The sequence below is a fragment of the Rubrivivax rivuli genome (assembly GCF_004016505.1).
Lineage (GTDB): Bacteria > Pseudomonadota > Gammaproteobacteria > Burkholderiales > Burkholderiaceae_C > Rubrivivax > Rubrivivax rivuli.
Genome location: NZ_SACR01000003.1, coordinates 119,292 through 137,770, shown reverse-complemented (window position 1 = coordinate 137,770; position 18,479 = coordinate 119,292). Strand labels below are relative to the sequence as shown.

At 70.8% G+C, this 18,479-nt stretch carries 15 protein-coding genes; 9 read left to right on the top strand and 6 right to left on the bottom strand.

Annotation, left to right across the window (positions count from 1 at the left end; genetic code table 11):
• Positions 1-92: 92 nt before the first annotated feature.
• From EOE66_RS09200 to EOE66_RS09180, 5 genes are all read right to left on the bottom strand, one after another.
• A complete protein-coding gene (locus EOE66_RS09200; RefSeq protein ID WP_128228410.1) occupies positions 93-1,304 on the bottom strand; it encodes an AGE family epimerase/isomerase in 1,212 nt (403 codons plus the stop codon).
• The gene (locus EOE66_RS09195) at positions 1,301-2,884 is read right to left on the bottom strand and encodes a glycoside hydrolase family 10-like protein (protein WP_128228409.1); all 1,584 of its coding nucleotides are present in this window, start codon (positions 2,882-2,884) and stop codon (positions 1,301-1,303) included. Before EOE66_RS09195 ends, EOE66_RS09200 begins: the two co-directional genes overlap by 4 nt.
• Entirely contained in the window at positions 2,881-3,600 is a 720-nt protein-coding gene (locus EOE66_RS09190) for a putative N-acetylmannosamine-6-phosphate 2-epimerase (RefSeq protein WP_128228408.1), read from the bottom strand. The genes EOE66_RS09195 and EOE66_RS09190 overlap by 4 nt, the downstream gene beginning before the upstream one ends.
• Positions 3,597-4,355 (bottom strand): GntR family transcriptional regulator, encoded by a 759-nt coding sequence (locus EOE66_RS09185; RefSeq protein WP_128228407.1) that lies wholly within the window; start codon positions 4,353-4,355, stop codon positions 3,597-3,599. The genes EOE66_RS09190 and EOE66_RS09185 overlap by 4 nt, the downstream gene beginning before the upstream one ends.
• A gap of 99 nt (positions 4,356-4,454) precedes the next feature.
• Entirely contained in the window at positions 4,455-5,132 is a 678-nt protein-coding gene (locus EOE66_RS09180) for a M15 family metallopeptidase (RefSeq protein ID WP_205702672.1), read from the bottom strand.
• Between the two features lie 148 nt (positions 5,133-5,280).
• On the opposite strand from EOE66_RS09180, the gene EOE66_RS09175 reads away from it, so the two are divergent.
• Genes EOE66_RS09175 through EOE66_RS09140 form a run of 8 tightly spaced genes read left to right on the top strand, consistent with a single transcriptional unit; the run spans position 5,281 to position 16,123 of the window.
• Positions 5,281-6,588, top strand: a complete 1,308-nt coding sequence (locus EOE66_RS09175) for an extracellular solute-binding protein (protein ID WP_128228405.1) — start codon at positions 5,281-5,283, stop codon at positions 6,586-6,588.
• Between the two features lie 16 nt (positions 6,589-6,604).
• Positions 6,605-7,555, top strand: a complete 951-nt coding sequence (locus EOE66_RS09170) for an ROK family protein (RefSeq protein WP_164885056.1) — start codon at positions 6,605-6,607, stop codon at positions 7,553-7,555.
• A complete protein-coding gene (locus EOE66_RS09165; protein ID WP_128228403.1) occupies positions 7,552-8,412 on the top strand; it encodes a carbohydrate ABC transporter permease in 861 nt (286 codons plus the stop codon). Before EOE66_RS09170 ends, EOE66_RS09165 begins: the two co-directional genes overlap by 4 nt.
• Positions 8,409-9,248 carry a carbohydrate ABC transporter permease gene (locus EOE66_RS09160; protein ID WP_128228402.1) on the top strand — a complete coding sequence of 280 codons (840 nt, stop codon included), beginning with the start codon at positions 8,409-8,411 and terminating at the stop codon, positions 9,246-9,248. Before EOE66_RS09165 ends, EOE66_RS09160 begins: the two co-directional genes overlap by 4 nt.
• Entirely contained in the window at positions 9,245-11,920 is a 2,676-nt protein-coding gene (locus EOE66_RS09155) for a glycoside hydrolase family 38 N-terminal domain-containing protein (protein WP_128228401.1), read from the top strand. Before EOE66_RS09160 ends, EOE66_RS09155 begins: the two co-directional genes overlap by 4 nt.
• Positions 11,917-13,464, top strand: coding sequence for a DUF4127 family protein (locus EOE66_RS09150; RefSeq protein WP_164885055.1), 1,548 nt, complete (start codon positions 11,917-11,919; stop codon positions 13,462-13,464). Before EOE66_RS09155 ends, EOE66_RS09150 begins: the two co-directional genes overlap by 4 nt.
• Entirely contained in the window at positions 13,461-15,074 is a 1,614-nt protein-coding gene (locus tag EOE66_RS09145) for an FAD-dependent oxidoreductase (RefSeq protein ID WP_164885054.1), read from the top strand. The genes EOE66_RS09150 and EOE66_RS09145 overlap by 4 nt, the downstream gene beginning before the upstream one ends.
• On the top strand, positions 15,071-16,123 hold the full coding sequence (locus EOE66_RS09140) for an ABC transporter ATP-binding protein (protein WP_128228398.1): 1,053 nt from the start codon (positions 15,071-15,073) through the stop codon (positions 16,121-16,123). The genes EOE66_RS09145 and EOE66_RS09140 overlap by 4 nt, the downstream gene beginning before the upstream one ends.
• A gap of 148 nt (positions 16,124-16,271) precedes the next feature.
• Here EOE66_RS09140 and EOE66_RS21755 read toward each other — a convergent pair whose 3' ends face one another.
• On the bottom strand, positions 16,272-16,499 hold the full coding sequence (locus EOE66_RS21755) for a hypothetical protein (protein WP_164885053.1): 228 nt from the start codon (positions 16,497-16,499) through the stop codon (positions 16,272-16,274).
• An 84-nt stretch (positions 16,500-16,583) separates the two neighbouring features.
• On the opposite strand from EOE66_RS21755, the gene EOE66_RS09135 reads away from it, so the two are divergent.
• Complete coding sequence (locus tag EOE66_RS09135; RefSeq protein WP_205702671.1) at positions 16,584-18,464, top strand: DEAD/DEAH box helicase; 1,881 nt, start codon at positions 16,584-16,586, stop codon at positions 18,462-18,464.
• Positions 18,465-18,479: the final 15 nt, after the last annotated feature.

Genomic DNA, 18,479 nt, shown 5'->3' with positions numbered 1-18,479 from the left:
AGGCCTCGGGCTCGCGTGGGGCTTCATCATGGCCCATCAATATAGACCAATTGGCCTGCTACCTGTACCAGCCAACGGCGGGCCGGCGTTCTTCAGCGCTGGCCGGCTGCAGCCGTGCGGCCGAGCACGCCCAGCCATTCGTGGCAGGCCGCCAGCGCGTGGTAATCGGTCGGGTTGTCGGCCGCGGGCGCATTCGTCGGCCACCGGTGTTGCGCATCCAGCCAGCGCCGCCAGGTGCCGTGCAGCGGGTGCACGAAGTGCGTGGTGATGTGCTGCCACAGGCACGTGGCCCAGGTGGCGTGCGCGGCCTGCCCGGTGTGCTCGGCCAGCAGCACGGCCGCCGCCAGGGCCTCGGCCTGCACCCAGGCCACCTTGTCGGCGTTGTGGACGCGGCCGTCGGGCGCCACGCTGTAGACGATGCCGCCCTCCTCGGCATCCCAGCCGTGCGCCACGGCCCAGTCGAAGAGGCGTGCCGCGCGCTGCGGCCAGCGCGGGTCGGGCCGCTCGCGGTGCAGGCACAGCAGCAGCCTGGCCCACTCGGCCTGGTGCCCGGGCTGGAAGCCCCAGGGCTGGTAGCGGTCGGCCGGGCGGTCGCGGTGGTGGTCCCAGTCGATGCGCCAATGGGCGTCGTAGTGTTCCCAGATCGCACCGCCGCCTTGCGCCGCCAGGTCGCCGGTCACGCGCTCGGCGATGGTGGCCGCGCGCTCCAGGCAAGCGCGTTCGCCGCTGGCCTGCCAGGCCGCCAGCAAGGCCTCGCAGGCGTGCATGTTGCTGTTCTGGCCGCGGTAGGCAAAGCAGGACCGGAAGCCAGCGTCCCAGCGGTCGGTCAGCAGGCCTTGCTGCGGATCCCAGTAACACAGCGTCTGTTCATCGAACACACGCGCCAGGCCGGTCTGCGCGCCGGGCACGCCGGCCAGCACCGCGTGCGCATGGGCCAGCAGCACGAAGGCATGGCCGTAGGCGTGCTGGCTGTCGTCGGCCACCTGGCCGTCGCACAGCCGCCAGGCATAGGCGCCGGCCTCGCCGATGCGGTGGGCCTGCGACAGGAAGGCCAGGCCGTGCGCGGCACGGTGGCGGTCGGCGTCGCTGCCGAAGACCACGGCCGCACGTGCCCAGTTGACCGTCATGCGCGCGCTGCCCACCAGGTGCCGCGTGCCGCGCTCGACAGCCTGGCCATCTTCAAGGAAGTACTGGAAGTAGCCGCCTGCGGGGTCGATGGCGTGGCGGGCGTAGAAGGCGCCGATGCGCTGCATGTGCGCGCGCAGCGCCGCGGCCTCCGGCCAGGCCTCGCGGCCCGGGATCAACAGCGGTCCTCGGCGCGGCAGGCGGGCTCGGTGGCCATGTCGGGCCGCCGGTCGAGCAGCAGTTCCACGGCTTTCAGCGTGGCAGGCGCCTCGAAGGCCACCGGCCCGTCCCGCGCCTGCTGCCAATTCGCCAGTTCGCGCCAGGCCGTGCCGTCCAGGCCCATCACGCGGTAGCGCCCCGCCCTCACCTGCCCGGCCAGCCAACGCGCACGGTCGGCCGACCAGGCCAGCGGCACGGGCGCCGGGCGCCACTGCGGCGGGAAGCGCGGTGAGTGCGCCGGCCCCTGCTCGGCATACAGCGCCTGCAGTTCGGCCGGATAGCGATCGAGCACGCCGACGCTGAACCACAGCACGTGCCCGCCCTGCTGCAGCCGCCGTGTCAGCGCGATGGAGTCGCGCAGCTGCGCCCAGCTCGAATCGCGGCCGTCGCCCACGATGCGGATGCCCGCCAGCAAGCGCCCCGGCCGGTAGGCGCCCGCGGCCTTCACGGCTTCGGTCTGCTGCAGCCAGGTGGCCTCGAAGGCCGGGTAGTCGAGGCGGTAGGCCTGCGGGATGTACTCGTCCCACTTCGGCACGCGGGAACGGGCCAGTGCGCTGCGCACCGGCTCGCCGCGCAGGCGGTCGGCATCGGTCCAGGCCGTCCAGCGCGGCCAGTTCAGCAGGTAGTTGTCCCAGCTCCAGGGGTAGACGGCCGGGCTCAACGACACCACCAGGCCAGGCCGGCGCGCATGCAGTTCCTGCACGAACCAGCGGGCGTACTCGTCCACCTTGGCGGCGCGCCAACGCATCCAGGCCGGGTCGCGGAAGTCGTCGGGCGGGCTCGCGCCGGCGTGCTCACGGGCGTAGACCTCGCGCGTGTAGGCGTCGTAGCCCATGGTCACGTGCGGCCAGACGATGCGGTCGTCGATCTGCACGCCGTCCAGGTCGTAGCGGTCCACCGCCTCCAGCACCAGGTCGAGCAGGAAAGCGCGCGCCTCGGGGTGCAGAGGGTTCATCCAGACGAAGCCGTTGGGCGCCACCTCGCTGCCCGCGCGGTCGCGGCTGAGCCACTCGGGCTTGGCACGGCGCAGGTGGTTCATCGTGCCCTTGTGCGCGGCCATGAAGCCGTACTCGAACCAGGCGATGGCGATCAGGCCGTTGCGGTGCGCCTCGGTGGTGGCTTCCAGCAGCAGGTCGCGCGCCGGGGCGCTGCGCTGCGCGGCGGTGTCCGACGGATCGGCCGCACCGCCCACCGGCCGCATCTCGTGGCCGATGGCGCGGCGCAGCACCTGCGAAGGGAACTGCGTGTAGCCGTTTTTCCAGGCCTCGATGTAGACGGTGTTGAGGCCGATCTCGCGCAGCCGCCGCATGGTGCGCGCGGTCTGCGCGGGGCTGGCCAGCGCGTCGTTGGCGGTGGTGGTGAGCCAGGTGCCGCGCACTTCGGCGACGCTGGCGCGTGCAGGGATGGCGGGGGCCGGCGCTGGCGCCGGCGCTGGCTGGGTTTGCGCTGCACACAGGCCCAGGCCCGAAAGAAGGGCCAGCGCGGCCAGCGCAAGCCGCAAGGCCGCGCGACCTGCAGCCCCCAAGGCTTGCAGTCTCACGAAGCCGCGTCCGAGCCCGCCAAGGCCTGCGCGAACCAGCCCGAGAGCAGCTCGGTCCGCGTGATGGCCGAACCCACCGTCACGGCCCAGGCCCCGGCTTCGCGCGCGGCGCGTGCCAGCGCCGGGGTGTGCAGGCGGCCTTCGGCCATCACGCGGCAGCCGGCCTGGGCCAGCTGGGCCACCAGGGCCAGGTCGGGTTCGTGGGGCACCGGCCCGCCCGTGTAGCCCGAGAGCGTGCTGCCGATGATGTCGAACCCCAGATCACGTGCCGCAAGGCCGTCTTCCAGGCAGGACGCGTCGGCCATCGCCAGCGCGCCACCCGCATGCACCGCCGCCAGCAGCGCGGCCAGCGCACAGGGGCGCGCACGCTGGGTGGCGTCGAGGGCGATGACATCGGCGCCGGCCGCCAGCAGGGCCTGCACGTCCTCGAGCAGCGGCGTGATGCGCACGGGCCAACCTGGCAGGTCGCGCTTGACGATGGCGATCAAGGGCGCGGCGGTGCGGGCGCGCACCCGGGCCACCCGCGCAGCGCCTTCGATGCGCAGGCCGGCGGCGCCCCCCGCCAGCGCGGCCAGGGCCAGCCGCGCGACGATCTCGTCATCGTCCAGCGGCCCCTGGTCCACCGGCTGGCAAGAGACCACGAGGCGCCCGTCCAGCGCGGCGTGCAGCGCCGGCAGGCTGCGCCAGCGGGCAGCGAGGGCAGCGGGCTGCGTCATGCGCCGTCCTGCAGAGCGCCCGCAGGCCCGCGCGCGACGTTGACTTCGAAGCGGTAGCGGTCGGCGCGGTACAGGCTCTTGCCGTACTCGACGACCTCGCCGGCCGTCGAGATCACCTGGCGCTCGACCAGCAAGGCCGGCGAGAAGGCCGGCACCTCCAGCAGCCGCGCTTCTTCTTCACTGAGCACGGTGGCGGCGATCTGCTGCGCGGCCGAACGCAGGACGATGCCGTATCGCCGTTCGAGCATCGCGTACAGCGAACCTTGGGCCAGCTGCAGAGGGTCGAAGCCCGGCAGGCGCTCGGCTGCCAGGAAGGTGGTTTCCAAGGCCATCGGCTCCTGGTTGGCCAGGCGCAGGCGGCGCACTTCGTGCACGGCCGCGCCCGGGCTCACCTTCAGCCGCTGCGCCAGCTTGGCACCGGCGGCCAGCTGGCGGGCGCCGAGCAGGCGGCTGCTGGGCACGAGGCCGCGCGCGGCCATGTCTTCCGAGAACGAACGCAGCACGAAAGGCTTGACCCACTGCGGCCCGGCCGCGAAGGTGCCGCTGCCTTGCCGCCGCTGCAGCAAGCCGTCATCATGCAGCGCCTGCAGCGCCCGGCGCACCGTGCCCCGGGCGACCTGGAACCGCTCCGACAGGTCGCGCTCGGAGGGCAGCAGGCTGCCGTCGCCCGCTTCACGCGCCAGCGTCAGCAACTGACGGCGCAGGCGGTCGCGCTGCTGCGCGCGGTTCAGGGACGTTGGGGTCGGGACAGGCACGGGGCGATGCTAGCAGCGGCCAAGCCCAAGGTAAACCAATGGTCTACTTCTAAATCCCAAACAGAGACCCAAGCGCAGCGCGGCTGCACAAGGCCGCATTCAGCGCACCTCGAAGTCGAACCAGGTCTCGGGGTGCGGCTCGCCCACCAGCGTGAAATGCCACCACTCCGCGGCGTAGGGCCGGAAGCCGTGAGCCTTCATGAGCGCGCGCAGCAGCAGCCGGTTCGCACGCTGCGCCGGCGTGGGCTGCGGCGAGGCACCCGCCGAGCTGCTGTCGAAGAGATCGAAGCGGCCGCCCATGTCGAGTTCGCGGCCGCCTTCAGCGCCGTTCTCACGGGCGACCAGCGTCAAGTCGACGGTCGAACCGCGCGAGTGGCCCGAGCGCCGGGCGATGTAGCCCTCCTTGAACAGGTCTTGCTTGTCCACGCGGGGGTAGTGCTCGGCCTTGCGCTGCTGGTCCTGCAGGTCTTGCGCCCAGCGCACGAAGTCGTCTACCGCGCGCTGGGGCCGGTAGCAGTCGAAGACCTTCAGCCCCAGCCCGAAAGCCTGCAATTCCTGCTGCACCGCCGCGAGTGCGCTCGCCGCCTGCACGGTGAGCACGCAGCGCGCGGCACCGTAACCGGCGATCGGGCGGCCGATGAAGTTGTCGGCGCCGGCATATCGGGCTTCCACCACCAGCCCGGGCACCGCCTGGGCGGCGTCGACGAAGCCAGCGGGCCAAGGTGGCCCTTCGCTGGCGCTGACGCTGGCCACGCAGGCACTGGCCAGCGCAGCCACCCAACGGCCACGGTACGGGCGCCGGCACAGGCCCAATGCGAGCAAACAACGCCAGGGGGAATGCGCAGCCATGTTGCGATGCTAGCCAGCCGATGCCTGAACGTAAACCATTGGTCTACTTCTTGCCCGGCCGTGATACATTTTTCCGATGCCTGCGCGCCACCACCGCCGCCGTTGCCTGCTGCGCAATCTGACCATGGCCGTCGGGGCGGCATGGGCGCTGGGCGCAACGGGCCCGACCCTCACGGCCGAGCCCGCGCCGCGCCGGCTCACGCTGTGGACGATGCAGCTGGCGCCCTTTCACAACGCCTACGTGCAAGGGCTGATCCGCAGCTTCGAGCGTGCCCACCCGGGTGTGACGGTGCACTGGGTGGACGTGCCCTGGGCCGAGATGGAGCGCAAGACGCTCACGGCCATCGCGGCCGGTGCCCCGCCCGACGTGGTGAACCTGAACCCGCAGTTTTCGGCCAAGCTGGCCGAGTTGGGCGCGTTGGCAGAGCCCGAGGCCCACCTCAGCCCGCAGCAGGTGGCGGCCTACCTGCCCGCCGCCTGGGCGGCCAACCGCCTGGGCTCGGCGCCCGGCGCGCGCAGCTTCGCGCTGCCGTGGTACGTCACCACCAACCTCACGCTCGCCCACCGCGGCCTGCTGGCGCGCGCCGGTGTCGAGGTGCCACGCACGCTGCCTGAATTGCTGCAGGCGGCCCGCCGCATCCGCGAGGCCACGGGGGCCTACGCCTATTTCCCGGCGCTGGACGGCAGCGCGCCGCTGGAAGCCATGGTGGCGGCGCAAGGTCGTTTTCTCTCGGCCGACGGCTGCGGCCCGGGCTTTGCCGATGGCGCGGGTGCGCAGGTGATCGACAGCTACCGGCAGCTCTTTCAGCAAGGCCTGGTGCCGCGCAACGTGCTGACCGAAGGCCACCGCACGGCGGTGACGGCCTTCCTTTCCGGCCAGGTGGCGATGATCTCCACGGGCATGCAGTTCCTGCAGCAGGTGAAGACCGCCAGCCCCGAGGTCTACGCGCAGGTAGAGGTGGCGCCGCCGGTGGCGTCTTCACGCGCCAACCTGTCGGTGATGAACCTGGCCGTGCCTGCCAGCGCGCCCGACAAGGCCCTGGCCTTTGCGCTCGCGTTGCACGTCACCAGCAGCGAGAACCAGCTCGAGCTTGCGCGCCGGGTGCCGGTGCTGCCCTCCACCGTGGCGAGCTACAGCGACGCGCTGTTCACCACGCCCAGCGCCGACCCGCTGCTCGACCGCGCGCGTGCCCTCTCGGTGCGCCAGGTGTTCAGCGGCGCGGTGCTGGTGCCGCCCGTGCCCCGCTACGGCAAGCTGCAGATTAGCTTCGTGCGCAACCTGCAGGGCGCGATGCTGGGCCGGCAGACGGCCGATGAAGCCCTCAGCCGCATCGACCGCGAGTGGCGTGCCGTCATCGGCTGCGCGCGCAGGGCGGCGGCGTGATGGCAGGGCACGCACCATGAACGCGCCAGCAGACGGCGCCTGCCTGGCCCTGGACATCGGCGGCACCAAGCTGCGCGCTGGCCTCGTGGCGGCCGATGGCCGCGTGCTGGTGGCGCAGACGCACGCCAGCCACGCCACGGCCGGTGCCGCCCGGGTGATGGCGGCGGTGCAAGCCTGTTGTGACGAGCTGCGGGCCGCGGCATCGGCGCAGGGTTGCCGCCTGCTGGGCATCGGCGTCTCGGCAGCCGGCGTCATCGACACGGAGACGGGCTGCGTGCTGCGCGCCGGCGACACCATGCCCGGCTGGGCCGGCACCGCGCTGGCCACCGAATTGCAGGCCCGGCATGGGCTGCCCGTGCGCGCCGACAACGACGTCAACTGCGCCCTGCGCGGCGAGCTCTGGCTGGGCGGCCACGGCCCCCGTCCGGGCCTGACCTTGATGCTGGCGCTGGGCACGGGCCTGGGCGCGGCCCTGGCGCACGATGGCCGGATCGTGACGGGGGCTCACCAGCACACCGGGCACTGGGGCTGGCGCCTGGTGTGGCACCCCGTCCAGGGCCGCCTGGTGCCGCTGGAAAGCCTGGTCTCGGGCACGGGCCTGCGCAACCTCTACCGCCATCACGGCGGCACGCAGCCCGGGGCCCTGGCTGCGGGCACGGCCGTGGTCGAACTCGCGCAACGCGGCGATGGCGCAGCCGGCGCCGCCCTGGCCGAGTGGGTGGACCTGCTGGCCGTGCAACTGCACAACGACCACTGGTCGCTCGACCCGGCGCTGGTGCTGCTGGGCGGCGGTGTCATCGGTTCGCAAGCCGCCTGGTGGCCCGCGCTGCAGCAGCGCCTGCAGGCACTGGGCGCCCCCTTGCCACTGCGCGCCGCCACGCTGGGCAACGACGCCGGCATGCTGGGCGCGGCCGCGCTGGCGTGGCAGGCCTTCGGTGGCGGCGCGTCGGAGGGCGCGGCCGCATGAAGACCCACCCGCTGGTCGCGCTGGCCTTCCTGCTGCCGGGCTGCATCGTCATCGGCGCGATGGTGCTGTACCCGGCGCTGAAGGCCATCGCCATCAGCTTCACCGACTTCAACCTCATCAACCCGGCGCAGTGGGTGGGCTGGCGCAACTACATCGCGCTGTGGTCCGACCCCTTCTTCCTCGGTGCACTGAAGAACACCCTGCTCTACCTCGTGGTGGTGGTGCCGGTGCTGGTGGTGCTGCCCATCTTCCTGGCGCTGCTGGTCAACCGCAGCATCCCGGGCATCCGCTTCTTCCGCGCCGCCATCTACCTGCCGGTGGTGACCTCGCTGGTCATCAGCGCGCTGGTGTGGAAGTGGGTCTACGAGGAGAAGGGCCTGCTCAACCACTTCCTGCTGGCCAGCGGCCTGACCGACGACCCCGTGGGCTTCCTCACCGACCCGGCCTGCGCGCTGTTCTCGGTGATGGCCGTCACGGTGTGGAGCGGCATGGGCTACTACATGGTCATCTACCTGGCCGGGCTGCAGGCCATCCCGCGCCACCTGTACGAGGTGGCCGAGGTGGAAGGCGTCAGCGCCTGGCAGCAGACCTTGCACATCACGATCCCGCTGCTGCGGCCCTCCATCGCGGTGGTGGCGGTGATGTCGTCCATCGGCGCGATGAAGGTCTTCGAGGAGGTCTACGTCATGACGCGCGGCGGGCCGATGGACGCCACCAAGACGCTCGTCTTCCTGCTGTACGAGTCGGCTTTCGTCGAGTTCGAGATGGGCTACGCCTCGGCCATCGGCGTGGTGCTCTTCGCGCTGACCGGCGTGTTCTCGCTCATCAACCTGCGCCTGCTGCGCCAGAAGCGATGAAGCCCGGCAGCGCAAGAAGAACCGCCCTGCTGGCGCTGCGCTACGCCGCGCTGCTGGCGCTGGTGGCGCTGACCATCGGGCCGTTCCTGTGGCTGCTGTCCACCTCGCTGAAACCGGCCACGGAGAACATCTACGCCAGCCCGCCGCAGTTGTTGCCCGCAGCACCCACGCTGGCCAACTACACCCGCGTCTTCGAGACCCAGCCCTTCGGCCTGTACCTGCTGAACAGCAGCCTGGTGGCCGCGCTGGCGGTGGGCTGCAACCTGCTGCTGTCGTCGCTGGCGGGGTATGCCTTGGCGCGGCTGCCCTTTCGCGGGCGCACGGTGCTCTTCGGCGTGCTGCTGGCGTCGATGATGCTGCCCTTCCAGTTGCTGATGATCCCGGTGTACGAGCTGGCGCTGGCCCTGGGCCTGCACAACAGCCGTCTGGGCCTGGTGCTGCCGCACGCCTGCACGGCCTTCGGCGTGTTCTTCATGAGGCAGGCCTTTGCCGGCATCCCCGCGGCGCTGGAAGAAGCGGCGCTGATGGAAGGCGTGAGCCGCCTGCGCATCTGGGCCTTCGTGATGCTGCCGCTGGTGAAACCGGCGCTGGCCACGCTGGGCATCTTCAGTTTCATCGCGGTGTGGGGCGATTTCCTCTGGCCGCTGATCCTCATCGACGACCCGCGCCTCTTCACGCTGCCGCTGGGCGTCAACCGGCTGGCCAGCACCTTCTCGATGGACTGGCGCCTGGTGGCCGCGGGCGCGGTGTTCTCGCTGCTGCCCATCCTGGCGGTGTTCGTGTTCAGCCAGCGCTGGTTCATCGAAGGGGCGATGAAGGGAGCGGTGAAAGGATGAGCACGGCAAGCCCGGCGCGGCCGGTGGACGTGGTGGTGCAGACGCACTGGGACCGCGAGTGGTACCTGCCGCACCAGACTTCGGTGGCGCGCTTGCTCGAGGTGATGGCGCGCGTGCTGCCCATGCTGGAAGACGGCCGCCTGGACAGCTTTCTCTTCGACGGCCAGACCGCCGCCTTTGAAGACCTGCTGGCCCACGCCGAGCCCGCCATGGCGGCGCGTGCGCGCGCGCTGGCTGCGCAGGGCCGCCTGTTGCTGGGGCCCTGGTACGTGATGGCCGACGAGTTCCTCGTCAGCGGCGAATCGCTGCTGCGCAACCTGGAGGTCGGCCTGGCCGACGTCGCCGCCGCGACCGGCCGCAGCGTCGAAGCCGACACGACGGTGGGCTACCTGCCCGACACCTTTGGCCACATCGCGCAGATGCCGATGCTGCTGCGGCAGTTCGGCATCGGGCGGGCCGTGTTGTGGCGCGGGGCCGATGCGCCGCATTCCGAGTTCGACTGGGCGGCGCCAGACGGCTCGGTGGTGGGCACGGTCTTCCTCACCGAGGGCTATTACCAGCATGCGCTGAACCTGCCCGGCCACGGCCAGGGCGGCACCGGTCACAACGCCTTGCTGGGCTACCTGGACCGCATCGCGGCGCGCGCGCTCTCGCCCCGGCTGCTGCTCACCCAGGGCGGCGACCACCTGTTGCCGGCTGCGGATTTGCCCCAGCGCATGGCCGCCTTCAATGCAGCGCAGCCCGCCTACCACCTGCAGCAGGCGACGCTGGCGGCACACGTGGCTGCCGCACTGATGGGCAGCGAGGGCCGCCGCGCCACGCTGCACGGCGAACTGCGCCACAACCGGCAGGCCTTCGTGCTGCCCGACGTGCTGTCCACCCGCCGCGGGCTGAAGCACCAGCACCGCATCGCCGAAGAGCGCCTGCTGGGCGAGACCGAGCCGCTGCTGGCGCAACTGATGCCGCTGCCAGACTGGCCGACGCGCTACCTCGACACCTGCTGGCGCTTGCTGATCCAGCAGCAGGCGCACGATTCGATCTGCGGCTGCAGCACCGACGCGGTGCACCGCGAGATGGCCACGCGCTTCACGCAACTGGCGCAGCGCCTGGATGCGCTGCGCGACCGTGCCGCTGCCGCCGGTGGCCTGCAATCGCTGCTGCAGCACGAAGCCGCCGATGCGGGCGGCCGCGCCAAGGTGTTCGCCGATGACGCGCGACTGAGCCTGTTCAACCCGCTGCCGCAGGCCTTCGACGGCTGGCAGGTGCTGCAGTTGCAGTTGCGTGCCGATACGCTGGCCGGCGTGACGGTGCGTGCGTCAACGCAAGGCGTGACGCTGCCTGCCGTGTTGCTTTCGGCCACGCCCGACGCGATCTTCCGCTCGCCACTGGACGACTTCCCAGACCGCCTGCCCTCGCTGCGCTGCGAGGTGGCCGTGCGGGTGTCGGTGCCAGGCCTGACGGCACTGCCGCTGGAGGTGGCGCCCATCACCGGAACTGCAGCGCCACCGGCTGGGGCAACGGCGGGCCCCACCGGCATCGACAACGCCGTGCTCGCGCTGGCGCTGGACACCGAAGGGCGGCTCGTCATCACCCACAAGGCCAGCGGGCTGGTGCAGCGCGGTGTGCTGGCCGTGCAGCACGAGTTCGACGCCGGCGACAGCTACAACTTCAGCCCGCCCCATGGCGCCGTGGCACCACAGCGCCAGGTGCAAGCCCGCTGGCAACTGCTGGGCGTGAGCGTGCAAGGTGAGGTGCGCGAGATGCGGCTGGCCCTGACCATGGCGGTGAGCGCGGCGCTCGACGAAACCCGGCAGCGTGGCCGCACGCAAACGGTGGTGAACGAAGGCGAGTTGTGCCTGCGCCTGCTGGGCGACGAGCCCGCCGTCCGCGCGCGCCTGGTTTGGATCAACCGGGCCTGCGATCAGCGCACCCGCCTGCTGTGGCCCTGCGGCGATGCGGCTGCGTTGCGACACACGGCCGCCGACACGGCTTTCGCCTGGCTGCAACGGCCGGTGACGCTGGCCGACGTGCCTGCCACCCCCACGCGGGCCGAAGCTCCGGTGGCGGTGAACCCTTCGCTGTCGGCCCTGGCCGCCGGCCCCTGGTGGCTGGCCCACCGGGCGATGCACGAGTTCGAGATCCAGCACGAAGGCGGGCAGGCTCAGCTGGCCGTGACGCTGGTGCGCAGCGTCGGCTGGCTGTCGCGCCGCGACCTGCGCAGCCGCGGCGTCGGGGCCGGCCCGGACATCGCCACGCCCGAGGCCCAAAGCCTGGGGAGCGAAGTCTTCGAATTCCACTTCGGCCTGCACCCGGGGCTGGGCGCCGACGCCGACGGCGCACGACGCGACTTTGCGCTGGACCAGGCCCGCCGCCTGCTGCGGCCCCTGCTTGCGCTGCGTGGCCAGGGCGGCACCTGGCGCGAGGGCGTCGAGATCGGCAATGCCCGTGTGCAGATCAGCGCCGTGCGGCGCCTGCCCGCGCGGCCAGGCGCGCCCCTGGAACTGCGTTTGTGGAACCCCACCGATACGGCGCAAGCCCTGGCGCTCACCGTGGCGGACTGGCAGGCTGTGCGGGCCGACGGCATGCCCTGCCCTGACGCCGCCACCTCCACCTGGGCCGTGGCTCCGCACGGCCTGCTGAGCCTGCGCCAACGCAGCGCGGGGCCCCTGTGACTGCGAGTCCTGTCGCTCCGCGCACCCTGCTGGGCCTGCCGGTGGACGGCCGCCCTGTCGTGCGCGAGCAAGTGCAGGCGCTGGTGCAGGTGGCTGGCTGGCAACTGCGCCTGCCCGAGGTGGCGGCACTGGGCCACCTGCGACGCCCTGCTGACCGCGACGCCTTGCGCCTGTGGCTGCTGGATGAGGCCCCGGCCGCCGCAGGCCTCGTGCTCTCGCTGGACATGCTGCTTTACGGCGGCCTGGTGCCCTCGCGCTTCATCGACGACAGCCCGGCTGCCTTGGCGGCTCGGCTGGAGACGCTGGTGGAGCTCAAGCGCCGCCACCCCGGCACGCCGCTGTTCGCCTTCGCGGCCACGATGCGCATCTCCAACAACGACGTGGCCGAGGAAGAGAAGCCGTACTGGGCCGCACACGGCCGCCAGCTTTGGCTGTGGTCGCACGAACTCGACCGCCACGCCTGCACCGGTGACCCCGAGGCCTTGCGGGCGGCCGCCGAGGCCGAGGCGGCCATCCCCGAAGCGGTGCGGGCCGATTACCGGGCCACGCGCGCGCGCAACCACGCGCTCACGCTGCAGGCGCTGGAACTGGTGGACCAAGGCGTCATCGACCGTCTGGTGCTGCCGCAGGACGACACGGCAGCCCATGGTTTCAACATCGCCGAACGGCGCGCGTTGCAGCAGCGCGTGGCGGCCCGCGGGCTGTCTGACCGTGTGCTGATCTACCCCGGGGCCGACGAGGTGCTGCACACGCTGTGCGCCCACCTGGTGGCGCGTCTGGAGCAGCGCCCGGCCTTGCGCGTGGCGATCACGGCCTCAGACCCCGCGGGCCTGGCGCAAATGCAGGCGCGTTATGAAGACCGGCCGGTGCTGCAGTCGGTGGCCGCGCAGGTGGCCGCCGTGGGCGGGCGGCTGGTCGAAGACCGCCGCGAAGCCGACCTGCTGCTGGCCGTGCACACGCAAGGCGCTGTGCAGGGTGACTGGGCGATGCAGATCCCGCTGCCGCTCGCGAGCCGGGGGCCCGGGGAGCCTTGGCTCGAAGAACTGGCCGCGTGGCAGCGCGGCGGCGGTGCGCTGGCAGTGGCCGATCTGGCCTACGCCAACGGTGGCGACCCGCTCCTTTTGGAGGCCCTGGCAGCGACGCTGCCGCTGCCGTCTCTGGCCGCCTATGCCGGCTGGAACACGGCCAGCAACACCTTGGGCAGCGCCCTCGCACAAGCGGTGTTGGCGCAAGGGGCGCTGGCAACGCCGGCCCACCAGCGAAACCTGGCCTTGCGCCTGGCAGAAGACCTGCTGTACCAGGCGGTGTGGCGCCAGGTGCTGCGCATCGGACACGAAGCCGTGGTGCGTGACGGCGGCCATACCCCGCAAAGCCTGCGCGCCCTGGTGGCAGCGCTGTTCACCGGGCCAGCGAACGCATGGTTGCAGCAGCATGGCCTGGGCTGGCGGGTGTGCGAGGTCAGCCTGCCCTGGGACCGCAGCTTCGAGATCGGCTTGCGCATGGCGCCGACGGTGTCGCCAGAAGGGGAGCCTTCGTCCGCATGAGCTCGATCGCCTCGCAGCCCCTGTTCGTCGTTTGCGGTGCCAGCCTGGGCGGCGTGGCGGCGGCGTGGCGCCTGTGCGAGAGCGGCCGCCGCGTGTTGCTGGCGGCCGAGCACGATTGGCTGGGCGGCCAGCTCACGGCGCAAGCCGTGCCGCCCGACGAGCATGCCCTCATCGAACTGGGCGGCGCCACCGCCAGCTACCGCCGCTTCCGCGAAGCCCTGCGCGACCACTACCGCGCCGACCCCGCCTTCATCGACCGCGCCGAACTCACCGAGGGCTGCAACCCCGGCGACGGCTGGGTCAGCCGGTTGTGCGTGGAGCCCCGCGTGGCCGCTGAGTTGCTGGAGGCCTGGCTGGCACCGCACGTGCAGGCAGGGCGCCTGCGCATCGCCCGCGGGGTGGTGCCTGTACAGGCACGCCGCGAAGGTCGTCGCATCCTCAGCCTGACGCTGCGCAACCGCCATGGTCAGGACGAAGAAGTGCATGGGCGCTGGTTTTTCGACGCCACCGACACCGGCGAACTGCTGCGCCATGCCGGCCTGCGCTACCGACTGGGCAAGGAGGCGGCCGACAGCTTCGGCGAGGCGGATGCCCCGCCCCTGGCCAACCCGCTGGACCAGCAACCCGTCACGGCCGTGATGGCCCTGCGGCTGATGCCAAGGGCCACGGCGGTGCAACAACCTGCCCGGCCACCCGAAGACTATGCGCATTGGCGCCAGGCGCACTTGCCAGGCTATGGCCACGCCCTTTTCAGCCTGCAGATGCCCGGAGCGGGCCCCGGCCAGGTGGCCTCGCTGCCGCTGTTCGGCACAGGCCAAACGCTGGACTGGTGGCGCTACCGCCGCATCGTGGCGCGCAGCCAGTGGCGCGTGCCGCGCCACGAGGTGAGCCTGGTCAACTGGGCCCAGAACGACTTTGCCCAGCACCCGCTGCTGGACGGTCCGCTGCCCGAGCACGAGGTCGCGGCGGCGGCGCGGCGTCTGTCGCTGTGCCTGCTTCACTGGCTGCGCACCGAGGCCCCGCGCGCCGATGGTGGGCGTGGCCATCCCGAGTTGGTGCCGGCCAGCGACATGCTCGGCACCCCCGACGGACTCGCCCAGCAGGTCTATGTGCGCGAATCGCGCCGGATCGTCGGCCTGAGCACGCTCACCCAGTGCGACATCATTGCGGCAGGCGCCGACTCGCTGCCGCTGAACCGCAGCGACAGTGTCGGCACGGTCTGGTACCCCATGGACATCCACCCCACGTGCGTCTCGGGCCGAGGCGCCAACGCACGGGTGCGGCCCTTCACGCTGCCCTTGGGCAGCTTCATCGCCGCCGACTGCGACAACCTGCTGCCGGCGTGCAAGAACCTGTCGGTCACGCACCTGGTCAGCGCCTGCACGCGCGTACACCCGGCCGAATGGCTGGCCGGCGAGGTGGCCGCACTGCTGGCCCACGAGGCCGACACGCGCCAGTTCGCGCTGGCGCAACTGCACGCCAGCGCCGCAGAGCTGCGCAGCCTTCAGACGGCGCTGGTGGCCGCTGGTGTTCCCATCCGCTGGACCGACGAAGAGGCCGCGCGCGCTGCGGCGATCGTCGGTCACCACGCCGAGCCCTCCATGCCATGACCACACTCAGCCTGCAGGGCGTTCACAAGCGTTTTGGCGCCGTGCAGACCTTGCACGGCATCGACCTGGAGATCGCGGCTGGCGAGTTCGTCGTCTTCGTCGGGCCCTCGGGCTGCGGCAAGTCGACGCTGCTGCGGCTGATCGCCGGGCTGGAGAGCATCAGCGCGGGCCGCCTGCTGCTGGGCGGGCGCGACCTCACACACGCCACGCCCAGTGAGCGGCGTGTGGCCATGGTCTTTCAGAGCTATGCCCTCTATCCGCACATGACGGTGGCGCAGAACCTGAGCTTCGGCATGCGCATGCGAGGCGTGCCGCCGCAAACCATCGCCGCGAAACTCGGGCGGGCGGTGGAGATCCTCCAGTTGCAGCCCTACCTGGCTCGGCGGCCGGCAGAGCTGTCGGGCGGCCAGGCGCAGCGTGTGGCGATCGGTCGCGCGCTGGTGCAGGAGCCGTCGCTGTTCCTCTTCGATGAGCCCCTGTCGAACCTGGACGCCGAGCTTCGGCAGCGCATGCGGCTGGAGATCGCCGCGCTGCACCGCACGGTGGGCACGACGATGATCTACGTGACCCATGACCAGGTCGAAGCGATGACGCTGGCTCAGCGCATCGTCGTGCTGCGTGTCGGTCGCATCGAGCAGGTGGGCACCCCGTTGACGCTGTACGAACGGCCCGCCAACACCTTCGTGGCCAGCTTCATCGGCTCACCTGCGATGAATCTGATGCCGGTGCGCGCCGAGGGTGCGCAAGCCGTGCTGCCGGATGGCAGCCGGGTGCCCCTGCCTGTACTGGACGCCACCGGCTTGGGTGCGCCAGCCCAGTTGGGTGTTCGACCGGAGCACTTGCGTATCGACGCAAATGGCCCGTTTTTGTTGAAGGTCGAAGCCGTCGAGCGACTGGGGGCCACCGCCTATGCACATGGCCAATGCGCCGGGCAACGGATGTGCGCCGAGTTGCGCGAACCCGGCGCTCTCAGCCCCGGGCACACCGTGCGCCTGGGTGTCCATCCGGAACAGCTGCACGCTTTCGACGCGCAAGGGCTGAGGCTGTAGCCAAGCGGCTTGCAGCACAGGCCATCGACGGCCAACGCCGTGCGGACGCATCGTGTGTCTCGGGCGGGAGTGCATCCGCCAGCGCACGCGGGGCTGAACCAGCCAAGATTTGGGATCAGCGCACAGCGTCCACGGTGCACTGCGCCTGTCACCGCTTGCGGAACCAGAAAAAGCGACCAGCAAAGAAAAAAGGCTTGCACTTGCGTGCAAGCCTTTGATCTTTTTCGGTTTCTTTGGCTCCCGTCAAAGCCCTGCACGCGGCCGTCGAGCAGCTTCTGCACTTCTGCGGCCTGCAGGACACCTTGCGGTGGTGGGATGACATGCCGATGGGCTTCTTCATCGACATGCCGGACCCGGCCATCCACGAACGGCGCAAGGTGTCACTCGGAAGGCGCCGACGTCGATGCCGGCATCAGCGCCGGTCTTTGTGCCCGTCGCACCGGCCAAGAAGACCTTCCTGATGCGCGCCGTCTTCGACGGCCGCCGCCTCGGTCTGGCTGTCCCCTACGGAGAAGGCATCGGCGAGCTCATGCGCGAGCTGGGCTGCGCCTGGTTCCCGCCGCGGCGCATGTGGCTGTGCCTTGGCGAGCAGGCGGCACGCTTGATGACAGGCCTCAAGGCGCACGCGCCCAAGTTGCCGAGCTACGCCCTGGTTGATGTCCGCGAGCTCGCTGCGCTGGCCTGGCGTGCGCCTGACGCCGACTACTTCGCCTGCATGCTGGATCTGCAGCTGCTGCCGCTCCAAAGCGGCGGTTTTGCGGTGACATCGGCCTACGACCTCCTGGTCGTGCGGGCCCTGAAGGGACTCGGTGGGCGGTTCCATCGACACGCATCTGCGTGGGAGGTGCGCAGGCCGCGGCAGGAGATCCTGCAGGTTCTGCAGGAAGAGGCAGGCGTGGCAGAGACCTTCGTGTTCGTGCACGACGGCCAGGTCGTGCTCGAAGACCTGGTGTCAGCACCCAAGAGCGAGTTGCCGATCTCTGTGCCCGGGGCTTCGCCGCCTCGCGGAATCGGTGGTGGTGATGGCGAGGAGATGGGTGCCGGCTTCCTGTCTTCCTTCGGTACGCCCTTGGAGCGGCTGCCGGTCGATGAGGAGGCCTTGGCAGCCACGGCGAAGGCTTGCGGGCTACGCGAGTACCAGGTGGGGGGCGTCAGGCACCTCCTCGGGCTTTCTGGTGGGCTTCTCGCCGACGACATGGGCCTGGGCAAGAGCCGCCAAGCTGTGGTGGCCGGTCGCATGGCGGCTGGCCAGTCCAAGGTGCTGGTGGTGTGCCCTGCCAGCCTGGGCATCAACTGGGAGCGCGAGATTCGCGCTGTGTACCCCAAGGCCCTGATCGCGACCATCGGCCAGGCCGACACCAGCGCGCTGAGCGCGGCCGACTGGATCATCGCCAATTACGAGCGCCTGGGCGGCCTGGTTCGTGACGCCACGCTCGATCTGGTCTGCATGTTGGTCGACGAGGCGCACTACCTGAAGGAGCACCAGGCCGGGCGCACACGTAACGCCTTCCTGCTGGCCGAGCGCATCCCCCGCGTGTTCCTGCTCACGGGCACGCCCGTGCTCAACCGCGAGGTCGAGGTGCACACGCTCTTGCGCCTGTCTGGCCACCCGATCGGCCGCATGCCCCTGGCAGACTTCCGTAAGGCCTATGCGGGCGATGCCACACGGCGTGACGAGCTCGCTGGCCGTTTGTCGGAGTGGATGCTTCGTCGCGGCAAGGACGTGCTCAAAGACCTGGGCGACAAGACCCAACAGGTGCGCTACGTGCAGCCGCCGGACGGGCTGGCGGCTTACAGGGCGATCTACAGCGACAGCTCGCTGCAGGCGATGCCCAAGATCACCAAGCTGCGTCAGCGCTTGGAGGCCTTGAAGGTCGAGTTCCTGATCGAGTCGATCGAGAGCCTGCCCCCCGATGCCAAGGTTCTGATCTTCTGCGAGTACATGGAGACGGTGGAAACGCTGAAACACGCGTTGTCCGCCAGCGGCATCGGCTGTGTCAGCCTGGTGGGATCGGATGCGCCGAAGAAGCGCATGGCGGCCGTCGACGCGTTCCAGCAGAAGCCGGAGGTCAAGGTCTTCATCGGCACCACCATGGCAGCCGGCGTGGGCATCACGCTCACGGCTGCGAACTACGTGTTCTTCGCATCATTGCCATGGACAGCTGCGCTCAAGCGCCAGGCCGAGGACCGCGCCTACCGCAGCGGTCAGACAAGGGACGTGTTCGTCATCGTGCCGATCGTGGCCGGCACGATCGACGAGCAGATCTTCGCCCTGCTGGACAGCAAGCGAGAGATCGAGGTGGCCATCGTGGAGTCCAACCGCACTGCGGTTGGTGCGTGATTGCGCCCGGGCTTG

What these genes read in the sequence shown, in the direction of transcription:
- EOE66_RS09190 (WP_128228408.1), bottom strand. Translation starts at nt 3,600, where the DNA reads ATGACGCAGCCCGCTGCCCTCGCTGCCCGCTGGCGCAGCCTGCCGGCG.
- EOE66_RS09175 (WP_128228405.1), top strand. Translation starts at nt 5,281, where the DNA reads ATGCCTGCGCGCCACCACCGCCGCCGTTGCCTGCTGCGCAATCTGACC.
- EOE66_RS09170 (WP_164885056.1), top strand. Translation starts at nt 6,605, where the DNA reads ATGAACGCGCCAGCAGACGGCGCCTGCCTGGCCCTGGACATCGGCGGC.
- EOE66_RS09165 (WP_128228403.1), top strand. Translation starts at nt 7,552, where the DNA reads ATGAAGACCCACCCGCTGGTCGCGCTGGCCTTCCTGCTGCCGGGCTGC.
- EOE66_RS09160 (WP_128228402.1), top strand. Translation starts at nt 8,409, where the DNA reads ATGAAGCCCGGCAGCGCAAGAAGAACCGCCCTGCTGGCGCTGCGCTAC.
- EOE66_RS09155 (WP_128228401.1), top strand. Translation starts at nt 9,245, where the DNA reads ATGAGCACGGCAAGCCCGGCGCGGCCGGTGGACGTGGTGGTGCAGACG.
- EOE66_RS09145 (WP_164885054.1), top strand. Translation starts at nt 13,461, where the DNA reads ATGAGCTCGATCGCCTCGCAGCCCCTGTTCGTCGTTTGCGGTGCCAGC.
- EOE66_RS09140 (WP_128228398.1), top strand. Translation starts at nt 15,071, where the DNA reads ATGACCACACTCAGCCTGCAGGGCGTTCACAAGCGTTTTGGCGCCGTG.
- EOE66_RS09135 (WP_205702671.1), top strand. Translation starts at nt 16,584, where the DNA reads ATGCGCGCCGTCTTCGACGGCCGCCGCCTCGGTCTGGCTGTCCCCTAC.